The sequence below is a fragment of the Serratia sp. 14-2641 genome (genome assembly GCF_001692375.1).
GTDB classification, from domain to species: domain Bacteria; phylum Pseudomonadota; class Gammaproteobacteria; order Enterobacterales; family Enterobacteriaceae; genus Chania; species Chania fonticola_C.
This window is the reverse complement of record NZ_LXKR01000028.1, coordinates 389,439-409,224: the sequence shown is the minus strand read 5'-3', so window position 1 is coordinate 409,224 and position 19,786 is coordinate 389,439. Positions and strand designations below refer to the sequence as shown.

Here is a 19,786-nt window from a genome sequence, read left to right as displayed (position 1 = left end):
ACGGGTCCATAAAGGGAAACAAAATGCACCGGGAACGACACAGCATGGAAAAAATAGGCTGGCTGCGGGCCGCTGTTCTCGGTGCTAATGACGGGATAGTGTCTACCGCCAGTCTGCTGTTGGGCGTAGCGTCGGCTAACGTAACTCAGCAAAGTTTGCTCTTGACTGGAGTGGCTGGCTTGGTAGCTGGTGCGATGTCGATGGCAACCGGTGAGTATGTTTCAGTGTCTTCCCAGGCTGATACTGAAAAGGCCGCGCTGGCTGAAGAGCAAGCTGAGCTGAATAGCGATTTTCAGGGTGAACACCGGGAGTTAACCTCGATTTATGTCCATCGAGGGCTTGATTTGGCTCTGGCTAAACAAGTGGCAGAAAAACTGATGCACCATGATGCGCTAGGCGCCCATGCGCGTGATGAGCTGGGGATCTCAGAAATCACCACCGCGCGTCCTTTACAGGCCGCGTGGGCTTCAGCATTGAGTTTTGCTGCCGGGGCAATATTACCGCTATGTGTAGCGGCCATCGCGACAACTGAATGGACCATCCCCGCCATTGCCTGCTCAGCATTGGTCTCACTGGCGGTGCTTGGGGGCGTTTCGGCCAAAGTGGGCGGTGCACCCATAGGCCCTGGAGTGATGCGCATTACCTTCTGGAGCGCATTGGCCATGGGGGTGTCATCGGGGATCGGGGCGTTATTTGGTTTGGTTACGGGGTAAGGGGTAAACCAATAGCGCGATATTTTGCTCTGCGTCGCAGTCACTCAAAAGTACGGCCTTTCTCAAAGGGATAATTCCTGTGGATAGTGTTAGGTATAAAAGGGAGCTGTATGTTCCGATAAAGCCAAGGTCAAATAGAGTTTCATTTAATTTTGATTAAATATAATATCATTTATTTATTATTATCATTAAAATAGTACCTGCCATTTATTATTTTAAGTTTAATTGATTTGTCTGATAACTTACAAAGCAGTTTTTAGTGGAATTTATGCATTACTCACAATCTAATTGATTTAATTGCTTTAGTATCTTTTTGAAATTAAGTGATCGCTGTCTTATTCTGAAAATAAAAAAGGACAACAGCGGTTTTTTTATATAAATTAGATAACGTGAAGAAACTATAACTATTTGACACGGAGGGTTTTTTATGGAGCTTTTAGACGAGCTACAAAGTCTTTCAGCTAAGATCAAACAACAGGCTGTAGTTATTCAAACTGAAGAGGCTACAAAAAGCGCTTTCGTGATGCCATTCATTAATAAAGTGCTTGGTTATGATGTTTTTGACCCAACGGAGGTTACTCCGGAGTTTATCTGTGATGTTGGGATAAAAAAAGGTGAGAAAATAGACTACGCCATTTTGAAAAACAATGAGATTCAGATACTTGTTGAATGTAAAAAGATTGGTGAGCCGCTAAACGTTAACCATGCTTCGCAATTGTTTAGGTATTTCCATGTAACCAATGCGAGGATATCCATTTTAACTAACGGGCAAATATATAAATTTTTCACCGATCTTGATGCTCCTAACAAAATGGATGAAAAGCCATTTCTTGAGCTAGACTTGTTGGATATTGATGAAAATGTGGTACCTGAGATAGCCAAACTAACCAAGTCAACATTTGATGTAGAGTCAATAGTAAATGCGGCTGGTGAGTTGAAGTATGTAAGTCAAATCAAGAAAATAATTTCAACTCAGTTTAACAATCCTGAGGAAGATTTTGTAAAATTCTTTGCGTCCAGAGTCTATGATGGAATTTTAACACTAAAAGTACGTGAACTCTTTACCTCTTTGACTAAAAAAGCGTCCAGTCAGTGGTTAAATGATCAGGTAAATGAACGTCTTAAGTCTGCAATCAGTGGGGCTCAGCAGCAGCCTTTAGCAATTGAACCTAAAGACGAGATTGTTGAGCAAGCGTTAGTAGCTGTTGAAGATGATGATGGTATTGTAACCACTGAAATTGAGATTGAGGGTTTTCATATCGTTAAATCTATAATTCGTACTGTTGTTGAGCCAAGTCGAATTACTTATCGCGATACTAAAAGTTATTTCGGTATATTACTTGATGATAACAATAGAAAGCCTATTTGTAGACTTCATTTTAATCGGAGTCAGCTGTATGTCGGTTTGTTTGATTCTGATAAAAAAGAAACTCGTTATCCAATAGAATTATTGGATGATATCTACCAACATGCTGAACAACTTAAAATTACGGCGGAAGGTTATAATTAATTAGTGAAGAGTGGCTATGTTCATCATGGCCACTGATTAATATTTTTTTTGGGATGGGTAATTAGTTAATTTATTATTTTTAGCAAGCATGAAAAATCATTTTTATTCATTTATTTGGATTTGGCCTAATCAACACATTGTCACGGTTTCATACCGATAGCGAAAAAATGCCTTGCAGAATAAGCGCCGATAAACCATCATTTGAAACGATGTTTCACTTCCTTGATACAGGCCAACCTTGAACTTACACAGGCTACTGCCCCAGCGCGTTGCCAAGACGCATTGGTATGCCAAGCGAAAAAGCTATCGGGTGCTCTTTTGGCGCGAAATCACGCCACTGGCGGTACCGATCTTTCTGGAAAACACCTGCGTACTGCTGATGGGGGTGCTCAGCACCTTCCTGGTGAGCTGGCTCGGTAAAGAGTCGATGGCAGGCGTTGGCCTGGCAGACAGCTTCAACATGGTCATCATGGCCTTTTTCGCTGCGGTGGATCTGGGCACCACGGTGGTGGTGGCCTTTAGTCTTGGCACTCGCGATCGTAAACGGGCACGGGCGGCGGCACGCCAGTCGCTGGTATTAATGACCGTACTGGCGGTGCTGCTGGCGGTTGGGATCCATTTGGCCGGGCAACAGATCATTAACGTGATCGCCGGTGAAGCCACGCCCGAAGTCAAAGCGCTGGCGCTTTCTTATCTGCAAACCACCGTCTGGAGTTATCCGGCAGCCGCCATCGCCCTGATTGGTAGCGGCGCCCTGCGTGGGGCTGGCAATACCAAGATCCCACTGCTGATCAATGGCGGCATGAATATCCTCAATATTCTCATCAGCAGTACGCTGATTTATGGGGTATTTAGCTGGCAAGGCCTGGGTTTTGTTGGCGCGGGGCTGGGGCTGACCATTGCCCGCTATATCGGCGCGATCGCCATTATTGCCGTTCTGGCGGTGGGCTTTAATCCGGCGCTGCGTATTACGCTCAAAAGCTATTTTACGCCACTCAACAGCAGCATACTGCGTGAGGTGCTAGGGATTGGTATTCCCGCCAGTATCGAATCGGTGCTGTTCAACGCTGGCAAGCTGCTGACACAAATGTTTGTGGCGGGGATGGGGACCAACGTCATCGCCGGTAACTTTATCGCTTTCTCTATCGCGGCCCTGATTAACCTGCCGGGGAATGCCTTGGGATCTGCTTCGACCATTATCGTCGGTAGGCGTCTGGGGAAAGGGCAAATTGCTCAGGCTGAGCGGCAGATGAAGCACGTCTTTTGGCTGGCGACGATTGGCCTGACGGTGATTGCCTGGGGAACCGCCCCCTTTGCCGGGCTGTTTGCCTCATTTTATACCCAGGAAGACGATGTTAAAGAGGTGGTCAAAATCCTGATTTGGCTCAACGCCGCGTTTATGCCGATTTGGGCCGCGTCCTGGGTGTTACCCGCCGGGTTGAAGGGCGCACGTGATGTCCGGTTTGCCATGTGGGTGACGATGTTGGGCATGTGGGGCTGTCGAGTGGTCGCTGGCTATATCCTGGGCATCGTGCTTGGTATGGGCGTGGTGGGTGTCTGGCTGGGGATGTTCTTGGACTGGGCCGTGCGTGGAGTCTTCTTCTATTGGCGTATGGTCAGCGGGCGCTGGTTATGGAAATATCCACGCCTGAGAAAAAACCAGCCAGAGTCAGCCGAAGAACAGCCACCAAGCTAACGGTATTTTATTAGCCTGAGCCGGGTTGGCGGTATCAATCCATTGTCGGCGGTAATGTTTTGGTGTAAGACTGATGCCACGATAAATGATCTAAAGGTGCACCATGGATGGATTGATATTTATCGCTGGCTTGGCGTTGTTCCTGTGCCTGGTGGTATTACCCATTTCTGTGGTGGTATCGCTTGGCCGTGGCAACCGTAACCAGCGGGAAATTGCTCAACTGACACTGACCATCACCCAGTTGCAAAAACAGGTGGATGACCTTCGGTTCGAGGAAACCGGGAGATCTCGGCCAACGCCAACGCCCGTTTCTCAGGCGCAACCTGTGGCTGTGAAGACAAGGCATGACTTTGCGGCGCATGCGGCACAACAGTCTACCGTTAAACCCGCAGCTGACATGGCCGCTCCCCCTCCGGTTATATCGCCATGGGAGTCTGCAGTTCCAAAACCAGCCGCACCAGTAACAACCATCCCTCACCCACCTATTGCTGATAAACCCGCCATTGATAAGCCACAGCAACCGAAAAACGACCTGCTCAGCGGGCTGGTGGGCTGGTTTATGCAAGGTAACCCGCTGGCGAAGCTGGGTGTCTTGCTGCTGTTCTTCGGTTTGGCCTACCTGATGAAATACACCGTTGAACGCGACATGTTGCCTATTGAGTTCAGGTTAATGGGCGCGGCGGTGGCGAGCGGCGTTTTACTGTGGTTTGGCTGGCGTCTGCGTGTTAAACAGACGATGTATGCCCTGATCCTGCAAGGGGGCGCGGTTGGCGCGCTCTATATCACCGTATTTGGTGCCTTCCGGCTTTATCAGCTGTTGCCACATATGCTGGCATTTGGCTTGATGCTGGTGATCTGCGCCGCCAGCGTGGGCTTGGCCGTATTGCAGCGCGCCCTCAGCCTGGCGATGCTTGCCAGCATTGGTGGCTACCTTTCACCGTTGTTGCTGTCCACCGGTGGCGGCAGTTATATCGCGCTATTCTCCTATTACCTGCTGCTTTCGTTGGGCATTTTGGCGATCAGCGTCTGGCAACCGTGGCGGCCACTTAACCTGCTGGGCTTTGTTTTTTCCTTTGGCGTTGCCGGGCTGTGGGGGATCAACAACTACCTGCCGGAATACTACCTGGGTTGCCAGCTGTTCCTGATTGCCAATATCGTGATTTTTGGCGTGCTATGCCTCGCTTTGACTCTGCGTGCTCAGTTGCCTGGCGAGAAGATTATCGATGGCGCGCTACTGTTTGGCCCACCGTTAATCGGTTTTGGCATGCAGTATCTGATTGTTCGCCACTGGGAGTTTGGCCCGGCGTTCTCGGCGCTGGGCTTCGGTTTGGCTTACCTGTTACTGGCCTGGGCAGCATTGAAGCGCTACCCATCCCTGGGCCGTATGTTGGCAGTCTCCGGTTTGGCGCTGGGCGGGGTGTTCACTACGCTGGCGATCCCATTGGCACTGTCTGCTGAGTGGACATCCATGGCTTGGGCGCTGGAAGGGCTGGGCATTCTGTGGCTTGGTCGTGAGCAAAAGCAAATCCGCATGAGCCTCAGCGGTTCTGGTCTGTTGGTGCTGGCCTTGGCTTCTGCCCTGGTCGCTCTTGGCGCTGGAATGACGACGCTCTCCTTTACGCTTGTGTTCGCCGTACTGGCATTAACTTGGCTCGCGGTGGCATTCCTCTGGCGCGATCTGGAGAGCGACGCCGCATTCAGACAGGTTGTCAGCCGTTCCTTCCTGGCTGGCGGCATCCTGCTCTGGCTGGTTTGCCTGCTCGGTTTTGCTGGCCGATTGCCGCTCAACTATGGTTATGGAGCCTTCCTGACGATGGCCTTGTTGACGCTATCCGTAGTGCTGTGGCGTTGGGCAGCACAAAGGCTGGCCTGGCTCGAACTGCGTTATAGCATTTGGCTGCTGTGGCCGGGCATGTTGGCCATGTTGATGTTCCAATTGATTGACCTGGATTCCTTGTTGGCCTTCGGCTGGCCGAATCTGGTCTGGCTGCTGGCCTTGCCTGTGGCGTACTGGTTGCTGAAGCGCGAAGCGGGTACCTTGCCGTTACTGCGCCTGCAACAGGGATTACATCTGTCGCTGTTCTGGATGGTGGTATTTGCGTTGGGCTATGAAGTCTTTTGGCGCACGATGCGCTTGCCATGGGGCATGGATGAGTGGCGGCTGGGGCTGCAAATGGGCTTCATCTCCCTGATCATTTTGGCAACTCATGGTGCACTGCGCAAAGGTTGCTGGCCGTTTGCCGAACATCGTCAGCTATATGGCGCAATTGCGCTGGCCCCATTGGCGGCGTTGGCTCTGCTGCTGTTGCTGGTAGGCAACGTGTTTGATGGGGTCAGTCTAGGCTGGCATTATTTGCCGCTGTTGAACCCGTTAGAAGAGGGCGCTGGTTTTGCACTCTTGGCGCTGGTGACTCTGGGGCTGTTTGTCCGGCGGGAATACCCGCAATTCGCCGTATTGCTGAAACAGGCGCTGCCGCTGTTTACTATCGCGGTGCTGTTCTGGTGGGGCAATGGGGCGGTCCTGCGCGCGCTGGCCTATTACGCCGATATTGCCTGGCGGGCTGATACGCTCTGGGGCTCGCGCTTGGTACAGACCACCTTCGCTTTGCTGTGGATGCTGATAGCGCAGATCGTCATGGTGTGGTCAACCCGCTGTGGACAACGTGAGGTCTGGTTTGGCGGTGCGGCGTTGCTCGGTATCGTCATTGTTAAATTGATGCTGGTGGATAGCGCCCGGGGTGGTGGATTGGCTCGTGCCATCGCGTTTATCGGCGTGGCGATACTGGTGTTGATCGTGGGATATTTTTCCCCATTGCCACCCAAAGCGGTGCGCGGTAAGGAACCCAATGTGGCAAGCGAACGAGGGAATGTATGAAAGTAAAATTGAATAACGGGTTGCTGCTGGGGTCACTTTGTCTGGCTGGTGTAGCCAATGCGCAGTCGGTGGCTGAAAAACCGCAGGATTTCGCCTATGGCATCTCGCTAGCCACTGAAGGCAGCGCGCCGTTTTTCCGTATTGAACTGCCTGAGGCAGTGTATACCGAGAGCGTTTGGCCAGATCTGCGCGATGTGCGGGTGTTCAACAATCAGGGGCAGGCCGTCCCCTTTGCGCTGGCCGCGAACGTCACCACTCAGGAGAATAGCCAGACTTTCCCTCTGCGCCTGTTCCCAATGAATGGCAAAAGGGTTACCAATCAGGAACAGCAGGTGATTTCGTTAAAATCCGCAGGTGGTGTTGAAGTGACCTTGCCAGTGGATAGTGACAAGCCAATGGGGAACACCTATCTGCTGGAGATCCCGCAGCATGAGGGTAACTATCCCCGCCTGACCCAGCTGAAACTGGCCTGGGAGCGTCTGCCCGAGAATTGGCAGACCCGCGTTAGCCTGTTTTATAGCAGCGATTTAAAAGACTGGTCGAGCAGCGCTGAGGATGTGCCCTTGATGGATCTGGTCTCCGGCAGCGATCGGTTGCTATTGGATACCATCGATCTCGATGACTATGCCAGACCTCGTTATTTGCTCTTGGTGTTCAACGATGCCAAAACGGCCCCTGATTTGAAGATCCAGTCAGTACAGGGGATTGCGGCCTCCAGACACACCGAACAGCAAAGGATCGGCCTGACCTTTAACCAAAAAGCCATTTCGGCCAGTGAGGCTGAATATAGCTGGCCGAATCCTCAGCCCTTGAACAATATCAGCATTCGACCGACGCAAGGGAATACGGTGCTGCCACTAGAGATCGATTACCGCAGCGCAGCCAGTGACAATTGGCACCCTCTGACCAAGCAGGTGGTGTTCTCGGTGAATGGCCGCACCGCAGAGGCAATCCCGCTGAACGGCTTACTAGTGCAGGGTATTCGTTTGAAAGGCATCAACCAGCAATGGGGCGATTCGCTGCCAGAGGTTAAGGCGGAGCGCGATAGCCAAACCTTGATATTCAATGCCCAGGGAACCACACCATTCCTGCTGGCGTGGGGAAATAAAGCGGCCCAGCCTCAGGCGATCCCTTTAGATAGCCTGATCCCGGCAGAGCTGCGTAAAGCGATAGATGCCGATGCATTGCCAGAAGCTGGGTTGCAATCTCAAGTGACCCTGGGCGGCACCGAACGCTTGAGCGCGGTGGATGCCGCAGAAGAGGCCAGCATGTGGAAGAAAGGCTTGCTCTGGCTCCTGCTGGTTCTAGGTGCGGGTGGTTTGGTGTTGCTGGCCTTGAAGCTGTGGAAAGAGGTTCAGCAGAAGCCGTAATAGGGCAGGTGATTGTTGATTGATGGGATGAAAGACAAGGGGTGACGCAGTTTGCGTTGCCCCTTGTGCATTAGGGCGCGCCGCTGTTTGGATTGCTGGTCTTTTCCTCATTTGGCTATAACTCATACCTTGCCCAGGATCTAGCGTAAGCAGTAATTTTGCTATTTATTACAGTTATATAGATTTTAAATCTAACCTATGGGCGTTGCGTTATAATGGTATAAACTCAGAGGATCGCCCTTTTTGTCACGTGGCTGTTGCTTTTTTAATGCAACGGACTCGGAGCTGGGCACCGGATCGGTTTCACATCCCTCGTGAGGGAATAAATCTAATGCAGCAAAGTTGACTTCCATAGAGGTGGTATGAAGTACATCATTAATGGCGTTGTAAAATACAACCCCTCTGACGACACGCTGCATTGCCTTGATAACAGTGTGGATATAATCACCTTGGCTCGCTCAACCAGTGAGCTTTTTTTGTTGTTGCTCAACCATAATGGTACCCCGCTAAGCCGGGAGTCTATTTTAAATGAGCTATGGGAAAAGAGAGGGTTGAGCGCTTCCAGCAACAACTTGAACAACTATGTCTCGATGTTAAGAAAGGCGCTGCTACAATGCGGTTGCCCTGATTTAATTACCACTATTCCCAAATACGGTTTTCTATTTGAGGCTGAGGTTGTAACGGTTGTCGAAAATGACAGTACACCCGAGGAAAAACAGCCGATAGAAAACAACCATCTGGAAGTCCCGGAAGTACTTGCTAACCATCAGGTACCGCAAAAACGTAGCCACCGCCCTCGTTTTTTTATGTCAAGAAAAACGAAAGTCATGGCTATCATACTGTCTTTATTAGTGATTTATTTTTCACCTGGGATTTATAACAACTTTAGATTGCAGTCGGTAAGAACCGAGGTGTTTCGCCTCGATCAATGCCATTTTTACATTACAGATGATAAAACTCGCAGAATGGACAATGCCAGCATCATTAGCTCGATTAAAGTTATTGCTAAAAATGAGAAGCTGGACTGTAAACGTCAGGCCAATGTTTATTACTTTGCTGATAAAAAACTGGATGCATCAGGGCATGTGATCATGAGTGATTTATTAAGCTATTGTCCATTTAACAGTAACGCGCCTTGCGATAACTACTATTTATCTAAACATGAAAACGAAGATGAAAATGAAAGTTAAGTTATCTCTGCTCTTGCTATTGCTGGCGACTGCTGTTTTTATGGGCTACTGGGGTTGGAAGGATCTAGCTCTGGATAATGGCTTTGAATGCCGTGGCCGGGTACATGCCAAGCTGATTGCCAACGCCTGCAATAAAAGCAGTGTGGTGGATGTTTTCTTATCCATGCACGGTAACGGAGAGGGATATCTGCTGGTTGCTGGTACCCACTCGTGCCCAAAGACGACCTTGAAAACAATCAATGGTGTCGTTGATTTTACCTACACGAGAGAAGGGAGTTATTACTCCATGCATATGGGTAAACGCAGTCCTGAGATGATTGAGCTTTTTGAAGTGCTTAATCACGACGATATCAAAATTAAGGTTACCGAAGTGAATAATGACGATTACATCATCTCTTTACCGTTCGAAACGCTGATGATGTGTACGGAAGATTAAGTCGTTCCCTGCCGGATTATCTGCCTGATTTTTCGCCTCACTCCAACACTCTTCCCAACGGGTAGGGCAGCCTATGATGCGTCAGTATAGAAGCACTGATTGCCCTTTCGCTGCGTGGTAATCCCCTGCACACCGCAGCATCATGCCAATGGGTATGCAAGCAGTAACATAACCAACACTCCCAGAGTTAAGCCCTCCTCAAACCTACCTATCTATTGATTGGTTACCACCGAACGTTGAGTAGGTACACCATTAATTAGATTTAAAATCTATTAAAATAATTAAATCAGAATTAAAATCTATTGTTATTTGGTTTATTGAAATATATCACCAAAAAAAACATCTCAGTGTTAGGGTAACTCCGGTCAAAACGATGAGGTCTCACCTCGTCATCAATAGGAAGCAGGAGAGCCCCAAACGTAATAGCACAGGTTAATAGTGAAAAATAAATACGGTCCACAGCTTACCGTCATCACAACCAACTTTCGATAATCGCGCATGAGGACTTCTGCTTGCTCGTAAACGCCTGCGCGCTATTAAAGGTGAGAATATGTCATACACAATAAATTCAGATTTATCTTTTGAAAATGAAATGCTTGAACTCAATGGAAGGCAATTGATTTTTAAATCTTTGAACCAAGAGATTTTATTAAGCAAGCAGCAATCAAGCCTGATTTTTTGCTTGCTTAATGAGATTAATGAGAAAGAAGAAATTATCCGCTATGTTTGGGGCGACGAAGATAACAAAAAACGTGAGAACAACTTTAACCAACTTATTTTCCAATTGAGAGCACGCTTTGCTAGCTACGATTTGCCATCAGATCTTCTAATCGCACTACCACGCTATGGGCTCTGTTTAAATAAAAAATGGCTTGAGATCTCAAGTTTTCATCGCCAACGAATGGCCTATATCGTTAATGACCATGCCGCTTATCTTTAAACACCAATCCCATTCTCACTCCTCTTCAAGTTACGGCAGCTAAATATTCAAGCCGTAACTTGAAGGCTCAAATATTTCATTATTTCCTCTTCGTTCGCTAACGGAAAACCAGCCGGTACGCTATGCCATGGCCTGGATAACAAACTGGCGGCCTTTCTGCTGTCTAAAATTCAATTATCCCCTATAGGATTATGCTTGTAACCCTAGATAGCCTCTGGATTTTTCTTTCCTTACCCATATAGCCCGCTAAAAGAATTATAAAAATTGACGACTTTTAACATTAAAATTAGATATAGATATGAATTCAGAATAAAACACCAATTTAAACATATTTTGCAATATTTAATAGCGATGATAATCTTGTTGGTGTTACTATCATGCTATCTGATTCAGGTGAGAGTGCGCGACAGTGTTGAAGCCATAATAATCACGCTCAGATTAACCTTGGTTGAAATGGTTTTATTTCATGGTATCAAAATCATGCCATGGAAATACTTCCCGTATTCTTTCCGAATAACGCAGAGAACTATCGAATTAGCAAACCCTGATGGCAGTATCAATACCATCAAGGTTTGGTTAATACACCTGTCATTATTTTCAGGTGATTTCACACGTAGCCATGATGGTTACGTTACATATCGGGCAACCGAAAGCAGTCTTTCATCCTATAAAGGAATATAACACCATGCGGAAAAGCATTTTCTCTCTGACTCCAGCAGCGCTGGTATTACTGGCCATTACAGGTAACGTTCAAGCAGCATCCAACGCCCAACTAACGGTTACCGGCAACGTCGTCGCCGCTACCTGTGACGTTTCGCTGTCTACCAACAATCTGGACCTGGGTAACTTCTCCCCTGCGCAGTTTACCGGCGTAGCCACCCCAATCCCAGCTAGCCAGAAAACCTTCACCGTTGGTCTGAGTAATTGTGAAACCCCGGTTGCAGCGGCAGACCAGGCGAGCCTGGTTATTTCCGGCCAAACGCTGGCGGGTAACCCAAACCTGTTCAACACCACGGGTACCAACACCGGCATTATGCTCAATGAAGTCTCTGCCCCAACGGCTTACTTCACCAATGGTCAGAAATTGTCGGTAGCCACTGCAGGTGAGACTCCAGCAGCCGGTGACTTTAACGCTAAAACCCTGAGCCTGCAGGCTGGCCTGGCGTCAACCAGCATCGATAAAACCGACATTGGCTCCGTCAGTGCGCCAATTCTGTTCAGCTTTGCCTATAACTAAGCACGTCTCATAACGGGTAGCCTCGGCTGCCCGTTATTTCCCCCGCCAGGAGTTCATCATTCAATGCGCCAACACCTCTTTCTTACCGTGATGCTGGCATTGCTGTCTTGCTCACAGGCCGTGCTGGCCGCTGGGTTTGGCATCAACGCCACCCGTCTTATTTTTCCACAAGATGCGGGGAATATCTCCGTCTCGGTGCGTAATACCCAGCCAGCGCTAGCTTATCTGGTACAAGCCTCACTTAGCCGGACGCCGAACAGCCGTGAACCGACACCTTTTACGGTGACACCACCGCTGTTCCGCCTCGAACCCAACAGCGTCAACCAGATCCGTATCACGGGTGATGGTTCCGCTTTGGCCAAAGATCGCGAATCGGTATTTTATTTTCATGCCACGGCGATCCCCGCCAGTAAAACTCCGGTGGCCAATCAGCCAACCACGGGCGTACAGGGTGCCGCGCAATTCGGCGTGGGTAATATTATCAAACTGTTTTACCGCCCTGCCGGGTTACCTTCCACCTCTACCGTAGCACAAAAGAATTTACAGTTTGCCTTGGTGAATAATGGCCTGCGGGTAAGCAACCCATCACCTTACTTCGTCAGCCTGGCTGGCCTGACCTTCGCTGGTCAGCCGTTCAAATTAGAGACCCCCGAAGCGTTGATGCTTGCCCCGTTCGGTACGCACACCTATCCCACATCGGTAAAGCGTGGTGCCATTGAGTGGCTGACGATTAACGATCAGGGAGGCGTAGATGCGTTCAAACACTCGCTACCGTAAAACCCCCGTGCTGTGTGCTTCATTGTGTCTGTGGGCCGGGTTGGCTGGTAATACGGCTCAGGCCGTGATGCTAAACTTTTCCGCTTCGATTGTGCAGGGGACCTGTTCACTGAGCCTGGATAAAAGCGTGCTCTCATTGGGTGAGGTTTCCCAATCGCGCTTGCGCAGTGGAACCTTGATGAATCTGCAACCCGTTACCCTCAAGGCCAGCAACTGTATCGGTGGTACAGGCGGCACCCAGCAGCCGGTGATCTCAGTCAGCGGTGTTGGCCAAACTCAAGACGGTAAATGGCTGTTTCGCAGCGATGAGTCTGATGCCGGTGGTGCGGGCGTGATGTTGGTGCAAAGTGCCACGCCACCAGGTTACGGCGATATTGAGGTAAAAACCGGCGATGCTTTTCCGCTGGCGGCCATAGGCCAAGCCCCCGTCGATAAAGAATTACCGTTCTATGCTGGCATTAGCTGTGGCGGCAGTAGCGGCTGCGCAACCCTTAAACCCGGTGCGTTCACTGCGCATATCGTATTTAAATTTGCCTACCGCTGAGGTTGTTATGTCGTTGTTGTGTCCTTTATTTACCGTGCTGTTATTGCTCTGGCCGGTATGCTCGGCGTTCGCTGCGGCCAACGGCGGCGTCAGCCTGAACCAAACCCGGGTGATCTTTGCTGCCGGGGACAAGGCACAAACCCTAACGGTAAAAAATACCGGTTCACAAAACTATCTTATTCAGAGCCGTATCCAACGCGATCTTCAAGGCCAGGGCGCTGCCCCCTTTATCGTCACCCCTCCTTTATTCCCGCTGGGGCCAAAGAGTAAGCAACTGCTGCGTATTTTAAAGCAGGGTGAGGCATTACCTACCGATCGGGAGTCGCTGTTCTATCTCTCGGTGTTGGCTATCCCGGCGCACACGGAGCCTGCATCTGGCGATGCCCGCTTATCCATGGGCTTTGAGTTTACGATCAAACTGCTATATCGCCCCCAAGGCTTAAAGATTGCCACACAAGATGCACGTTGCCAGCTGCAATTCAGCCGCACGCCAAACGGGATCCGGGCTGAAAACCCGACTCCCTATTTCCTGACGTTTGGATCGTTAGCCTTCGACCATGATGCGCTCGATTTGAATACGCTGCCCTCAATGATCGCTCCAATGAGTGCCGAGACCTTTCCGGCCTCCAGACCGGTAGCTCGGGTGCACTGGCAGGCCCTTACCGATGCTGGTGATTTGTCGCCATCTTGTCAGCAAACCCTATTATCGCAATGAGAGCCCCAATGAAACTCGTGATAACCCCCTTGATGTGGCTGCTGTGCAGTTTGCTCAGCACTATTGTCAATGCCGCGCAAGTTGAACCAAAAGGGATCTCCTTTTATGTCCTGCGCGTGATTTACCCCGAAAGCGCCAGCAAAGGGGTCACACTGACGGCTTATAACAAAAGTGCCTCTCCCTATCTGATGCAGTCATGGGTGCGCCCGGTGGATCAGCGTACCGGTGATGTTGAGCTCAGCCACGGTGGCCAAACGAAGGTACCTTTTATCGTCACCCCGCCGCTGGAACGCCTGGAGGCCAACGGTGAATTGACGCTGCGTATCCGTCGCAATGGCGACCCTCTGCCCAGCGATCGGGAATCGGTATTTTTCATCTCAATGAAAGCTATCCCCGCCAGTACCAAAACGGACTCCGCGCAGCGATTTGGCCAGATGGCGATCACCGTGGTCAGCAACATGAAGCTGTTTTATCGCCCGGAAGGGCTGGCTAAACGGGCCGTTGCAGATGTCGCCTCCCAACTCCGTTTCCGTCGTGTGGGCAACGAACTCATCGCTGGAAATCCAACGCCTTACTGGCTCACCTTTTCACGCTTGAAAGTCGGCACTACCGCATTGGATAAATCCACTCTACGCCTGATGGTGCCCCCCAAAGGGCAACAGCGTTATCCCTTGCCCGTAGCGGCCAAGGGTAACGTGGAGTGGCAACTCATTGATGAAGATGGCTGGGATACCTTAATCAACCAGCAGACCTTATAGCCTTTTTTTTGAGGGTAATGGATTGCTCCACACTATGGAAAGACAAGCCATGAACAAATTTCTTGATTTTGCCAAGCATGCTCCTACCCTGCTGGGGGCCCTGTTACTGGCAGAAACCTTCCCTGCGTGGGCTCGCGATTACTTCGATCCGGGCCTGCTATCATTGGGGGGGAGCTTCCCGGCAACTACCGATCTCAGCGTGTATGAAACCGCAGGCCACACTCCCGAAGGAAATTATCTGGTCAATCTATGGGTGAATCAGGTTGACCACGGCCAACAGACGGTGTCGTTTAAAAAAAATGCACAAGGAAAAGTTCAACCAGAACTGACACCGGACTATCTCAACACATTGGGAGTCAATACTAGCGCATTACCGGCTTTTATCGGGCTGGCCAAGGATACACCGATTAACGATCTGGCCGAGGTTGTTCCGGATTCCCAGATTCGTTTTGATTTAGCGCTGCTACGCCTGGATCTCAGCATTCCCCAGATAGCCATGCAGCAAAATGCCCGGGGATCGGTGGATCCTGCACTGTGGGATAACGGCGCACAGTCATTACTGATGAATTACAGCCTGAGCGGTAGCCGTAGTTGGCAACATGCTCAGGCTGGAGTCGAGAAAAGCGAGCAGAGCAATCTGTTTGCCGATCTGCGTAGTGGGCTAAATTGGCAGGCATGGCGTTTACGCAGTAATTTGACCTATACGCGTAATGAGAACAGCAACGCAACGCATTCATCAAGCAGCCAACAATTCCAATTTTCAAATACCTATCTGCAACGAGATATCGCGGCGCTGCGTTCGGAGGCCTTGGCGGGTGAAAGTAGCACCGGTAACGAGGTGTTTGACAGCATCCCATTTCGCGGTGTGCGATTAAATTCCAACGAAGAGATGTTGCCCAACAGCCTGCGCGGTTTTGCACCGCTGATCTCTGGTATTGCCCAAAGTAACGCTCGGATCACGGTGAGCCAGAACGGCAACGTGGTGTATCAGGCCTATGTCGCCCCAGGGCCGTTCCGCATCAACGATCTGTTCCAGGCCAGCCAGGGCGGGGATCTGACCGTCACCATTACCGAGGCAGACGGCAGTGTGCGCACCCAGACCCTGGCCTATTCCGCGTTGCCGGTGATGCAGCGCCCTGGCGCGCTCAAGTATGAGTTCACCACAGGTCGTTATAATGGGCAAATAACCAACAGTAACCAGCAAGCCGACTTTGCCCTGGGGACCCTGATGGTCGGCTTGCCGCATAACATCACGCTGTACGGTGGCGGGTTAATGGCAAAAGACTATCTCTCCTTCGTGGCCGGTACTGGGTTCTCTCTGGGTAAGTTTGGCGCACTTTCGGCTGACGTCACCACCTCCAGCGCCAAACTGCGCGGGCAGGACAACCAACAGCAAGGGGCCTCTTACCGGCTACGCTATGCCAAAAGCCTGGTGGATACCGGAACTTCACTGGATCTCACTGCCTACCGCTACTCCACCCGCAATTACTCTAGCTTCGCCGATTTTAACAGTCAGGGCTATCAACTTAATGACGATCAAGCCCCTTGGACGTTAGAGCGCCAGCGCTCCAATTTTCAGATTCAGATCAGCCAACAGCTGGGGACCTATGGTGCGCTGTACCTTTCCGCCTCACGCAATGACTTTTGGGGCAACGATCGTGTCAATAACACGCTTTCTGCTGGTTATAACGCCAGTTTTAAGGGGGTCAGCTATGGATTGGCCTACAGTATCGATCGGATCAAAGGCGACGGCAGTTGGCCAGAGAATCGCCAGCTTTCGTTGAATGTGCAACTCCCTCTGGCACTATTCAGCCCTACGCCAGCATTAAGCCGTAGCTACGCCAACTATCAGATGAGCCACAACAGTCAGGGCAAGGTTCAACAGCAGGCCGGGATCAGCGGCAATGCGCTGAATGACCGCCTTTCTTACAACCTGATGCAGGGCTGGTCGAACTCTGATAACAGCAGTAACAGCAGCACCCTGAATACCGGTTACCAAGGCAGTAAGGGGATGGCAAATCTGGGCTACAGCTACAACAGCCGCTACCGTTCACTTAACCTCAGCGGCAATGGCAGCCTGGTGGTGCACCCACAGGGCGTTACGCTAGGCCAGATGCTCGGCAACGCAGTCGCCGTAGTTAGCGCACCCGGTGCCGGTGGGGTAGAGGTGATGAATGGTGGCATCCGTACCGACAGCCGTGGCTACGCGTTGGTGCCCTATCTTTCAACCTACCAGCACAACAGCATCAGCCTGAACCCTACCACCCTGCCGGATGACGTGGATATGACGCACTCAAGCGTCAACGTTTACCCCACCAAAGGGGCGGTGGTGATGGCCAATTTCGCCACACGTATTGGCTACCAAGCCCTGGTCACGTTGCAGCTCAAAGAGAGTGTCATCCCTTTCGGCACCGTAGTCACGGTTGGGGCTGGTAACAGTAAGGAAACCCATACCGGCATTGTTGGCGATGCAGGCCAGGTTTACCTCAGCGGGCTGCCAGAAAAAGGCACGTTGACGGCCAAATGGGGCAAAGGTGTCAACCAGCAATGCCAGGCAGCGTTCAACTTGACGAAAACCCCGGCCCCTACGGCCAGTAATCCGGTACGACAATTGACACTGCACTGCACACCGGCTCGGTAAACATCATGGCTAATGGCATTAATACCATGACAGGAGAAACATCAAGATGATTAAAATAACTCAAACCCTATTCCGGTTTGCGTACCGGCTCCGCCCAGGGCTTTACCTGTTGACCTTGTTATCACCCCCGGTAATAGCGGAAACCATCACCATTGGCAAAGGTAGTGGAATAGTCTGGGAAGGAATGCCGTTTAACGTCACGTTGAGTGGCCCTCTAAAATACAGCGGGCTGATGACTAAATATCCATTAATGTCTATAACCGATACCCAGAGTTATGGCCTGCCAGCGAGTGCTGTGAAAATGATAGGTGGCTACAAGGCTTACCCAATCGCGCCAGGAGTAGGGGTAGTGCCAAAAGCGATAGGGACAGCAAGCTATTACACCAGTAATATGGTACCCGTTACCTATTCCGCAACCTTGGGTTTACCAGAGAGCCGTGGAACTGGTGCGAACAGCCATCTTACCCCCCCAGTAGATCGCGATTGGGCGATTTCCCCATCGAGCACTAGCATAGGCAATTTTTATAGCCCAACGGCTCCACGCACCGTTAATATTAGTGGTTCCTGGTTGATGGTCACAGACGGTAGCCAAAAAGCCACGGAGGTGACCGTGAAACCTATGTATGCAGCAAGCTTTTCCCCATACAGCACAGGAAGCGGTTTCGCCATTATCCTGCCTGAAAATCTAGAGTTACGTATCTCCAATCTGGAATGTACGGTTAACACCCCCACCCAGATTAATTTTGGCCCGGTGGCGCACGATCCTACCGCTGGTGCTGAACTGGCTTCACTCTCTTATCCGATAACTACCCAGTGTAATCAGGAGTCTGACCGGGTTAACGCGAATATCAATCTGCAATTTCGTGCCATCAGCGGTCTTTATCAAAACGCGCCAACCAAGCTTTCCCTGACCGCTGACGGGGGCTATATCACTGGGGAGATCGATAATGGCGTAACCGGCAGCGGCAGGTGCACGATAGCTAGTGGTGTGCCGTTTGATAATCAGGCGATCAGGATCGGCAGCATCACCAATGCACAAGCGAACCTGACTCTGGCTAACCAGGTTACCTGGCGTCTGTGTTCCGGTGGCTCAAAACTGCCAATGGGTAACGTCGATGCTGCCGCAGAAATGTTGGTGACGTTTAACTGACGAGTTTTCTAAAAGAAAGTGGCTGGTTATATTTGATAACAAGGAAAACAACAAGATGATTAAAATACTCCAAACCCTATACCGGCATGCATCCCAGTATCGTGTAGTGTTTTATCTGTTTGCCTTGTTATCACCCCCGGTAATAGCAGAAACCATCACCATTGGCAAAGGCAGTGGAATAGTCTGGGAAGGAATGCCGTTTAACGTTACGTTGAGTGGCCCTATAAATTACATCAAGCATCTACCTGAACTTCCATTACTTTCTATAACTAACTCTCAGTATTATGGCCTGCAAGCGAGTGCTGTGAAAATGATAGGTGGCTACAAGGCTTACCCAATCGCGCCAGGAGTAGGGTTAGTGCCAAGAGCGATAGGGACAGCAAACTATTACACCAGTAATATGGTACCCGTTACCTATTCCGCAACCTTAGGTTTACCCGAAAGCCGGGGAACCGGTGAGAATAGCCATCTTCTCCCCGCAAGAGGTTACGATTGGGCGGTTCCCGCATCGAGAGATCCTATAGAAAATTTTTATAGTCCATCGGCTCCACGCACCGCTACTATTAGTGGTTCCTGGGTGATAGTCACCGACGGTAGCCAAAAAGCCACGGAAATAACCCTGAAACCTATGTATGCAGCAAGCCTTTCTGGATCTTCCTCAGGAGATAAATCTGCCGCTATTCTGCCAGCTAATATACAGTTACGTATCTCCAATCTGGAATGTACGGTTAACACGCCTACTCAGATTAATTTTGGCCCGGTGGCTCACGATCCTACCGCAGGTGCTGAACTGGCCTCACTCTCTTATCCGTTAGCTACCCAGTGTAATCAGGAGTCCGACCGGATTAACGCCAATATCAACCTGCAATTCCGCGCCATCAGTGGCCTTTATCAAAACGCGCCGACCAAGCTCTCCCTGACTGCAGGTGGAGGTTATATCACTGGAGAGATTGATAATGGTGTAACCGGTAGCGGCATTTGCACGGTAGCTAGCGGTGTGCCGTTTGATAATCAGGCGATCAGGATCGGCAGCATCACCAACACACAATCAAGCCTGACGATGGCTAATCAGGTTACCTGGCGTCTGTGCTCCGGCGGCTCAAACCTGCCAATGGGTAACGTCGATGCTGCCGCAGAAATGTTGGTGACGTTTAACTGACCAATTTAATGCAGGAAGGTGGCAGGCTGTTTCCGGGATTACCATAAGCTGATACAAAAAAGCCACCTCGTGAGA

16 protein-coding genes are annotated in these 19,786 nt (G+C 50.4%); all 16 read left to right on the top strand.

Annotated elements, in window-relative coordinates; all coding sequences use genetic code 11:
- Nucleotides 1–23: 23 nt before the first annotated feature.
- Entirely contained in the window at nucleotides 24–713 is a 690-nt protein-coding gene (locus A6U95_RS12370) for a VIT family protein (protein ID WP_065684708.1), read from the top strand.
- Between the two features lie 427 nt (nucleotides 714–1,140).
- The gene (locus A6U95_RS12365) at nucleotides 1,141–2,223 is read left to right on the top strand and encodes a type I restriction endonuclease (RefSeq protein WP_065684707.1); all 1,083 of its coding nucleotides are present in this window, start codon (nucleotides 1,141–1,143) and stop codon (nucleotides 2,221–2,223) included.
- Nucleotides 2,224–2,461: 238 nt separating this feature from the next.
- On the top strand, nucleotides 2,462–3,919 hold the full coding sequence (locus A6U95_RS12360) for an EmmdR/YeeO family multidrug/toxin efflux MATE transporter (RefSeq protein ID WP_065684706.1): 1,458 nt from the start codon (nucleotides 2,462–2,464) through the stop codon (nucleotides 3,917–3,919).
- A 103-nt stretch (nucleotides 3,920–4,022) separates the two neighbouring features.
- Entirely contained in the window at nucleotides 4,023–6,794 is a 2,772-nt protein-coding gene (locus A6U95_RS12355) for a DUF2339 domain-containing protein (protein ID WP_065684705.1), read from the top strand.
- Nucleotides 6,791–8,164, top strand: a complete 1,374-nt coding sequence (locus A6U95_RS12350) for a DUF3999 family protein (RefSeq protein WP_065684704.1) — start codon at nucleotides 6,791–6,793, stop codon at nucleotides 8,162–8,164. The genes A6U95_RS12355 and A6U95_RS12350 overlap by 4 nt, the downstream gene beginning before the upstream one ends.
- A gap of 362 nt (nucleotides 8,165–8,526) precedes the next feature.
- On the top strand, nucleotides 8,527–9,354 hold the full coding sequence (locus A6U95_RS12345; protein ID WP_065684703.1) for a helix-turn-helix domain-containing protein: 828 nt from the start codon (nucleotides 8,527–8,529) through the stop codon (nucleotides 9,352–9,354).
- Complete coding sequence (locus tag A6U95_RS12340) at nucleotides 9,338–9,790, top strand: hypothetical protein (RefSeq protein ID WP_065684702.1); 453 nt, start codon at nucleotides 9,338–9,340, stop codon at nucleotides 9,788–9,790. The genes A6U95_RS12345 and A6U95_RS12340 overlap by 17 nt, the downstream gene beginning before the upstream one ends.
- 550 nt (nucleotides 9,791–10,340) lie before the next feature.
- On the top strand, nucleotides 10,341–10,730 hold the full coding sequence (locus tag A6U95_RS12335; RefSeq protein WP_065684701.1) for a hypothetical protein: 390 nt from the start codon (nucleotides 10,341–10,343) through the stop codon (nucleotides 10,728–10,730).
- A gap of 685 nt (nucleotides 10,731–11,415) precedes the next feature.
- Nucleotides 11,416–11,967, top strand: coding sequence for a fimbrial protein (locus A6U95_RS12330; RefSeq protein WP_065684700.1), 552 nt, complete (start codon nucleotides 11,416–11,418; stop codon nucleotides 11,965–11,967).
- Nucleotides 11,968–12,030: 63 nt separating this feature from the next.
- Nucleotides 12,031–12,744, top strand: coding sequence for a molecular chaperone (locus tag A6U95_RS12325; protein ID WP_024528218.1), 714 nt, complete (start codon nucleotides 12,031–12,033; stop codon nucleotides 12,742–12,744).
- A complete protein-coding gene (locus A6U95_RS12320) occupies nucleotides 12,719–13,288 on the top strand; it encodes a type 1 fimbrial protein (protein ID WP_065684699.1) in 570 nt (189 codons plus the stop codon). Before A6U95_RS12325 ends, A6U95_RS12320 begins: the two co-directional genes overlap by 26 nt.
- A 7-nt stretch (nucleotides 13,289–13,295) precedes the next feature.
- Nucleotides 13,296–14,003, top strand: a complete 708-nt coding sequence (locus tag A6U95_RS12315; RefSeq protein WP_065684698.1) for a molecular chaperone — start codon at nucleotides 13,296–13,298, stop codon at nucleotides 14,001–14,003.
- A gap of 8 nt (nucleotides 14,004–14,011) precedes the next feature.
- A complete protein-coding gene (locus A6U95_RS12310; protein WP_065684697.1) occupies nucleotides 14,012–14,761 on the top strand; it encodes a molecular chaperone in 750 nt (249 codons plus the stop codon).
- Nucleotides 14,762–14,810: 49 nt separating this feature from the next.
- Nucleotides 14,811–17,402: a fimbria/pilus outer membrane usher protein gene (locus A6U95_RS12305; protein WP_065684696.1), complete on the top strand. Its 2,592-nt coding sequence runs from the start codon at nucleotides 14,811–14,813 to the stop codon at nucleotides 17,400–17,402.
- A 46-nt stretch (nucleotides 17,403–17,448) separates the two neighbouring features.
- Nucleotides 17,449–18,552 (top strand): hypothetical protein, encoded by a 1,104-nt coding sequence (locus tag A6U95_RS12300; RefSeq protein ID WP_241810648.1) that lies wholly within the window; start codon nucleotides 17,449–17,451, stop codon nucleotides 18,550–18,552.
- 55 nt (nucleotides 18,553–18,607) lie between these two features.
- A complete protein-coding gene (locus tag A6U95_RS12295; protein WP_241810647.1) occupies nucleotides 18,608–19,711 on the top strand; it encodes a hypothetical protein in 1,104 nt (367 codons plus the stop codon).
- Nucleotides 19,712–19,786 lie beyond the last annotated feature (75 nt).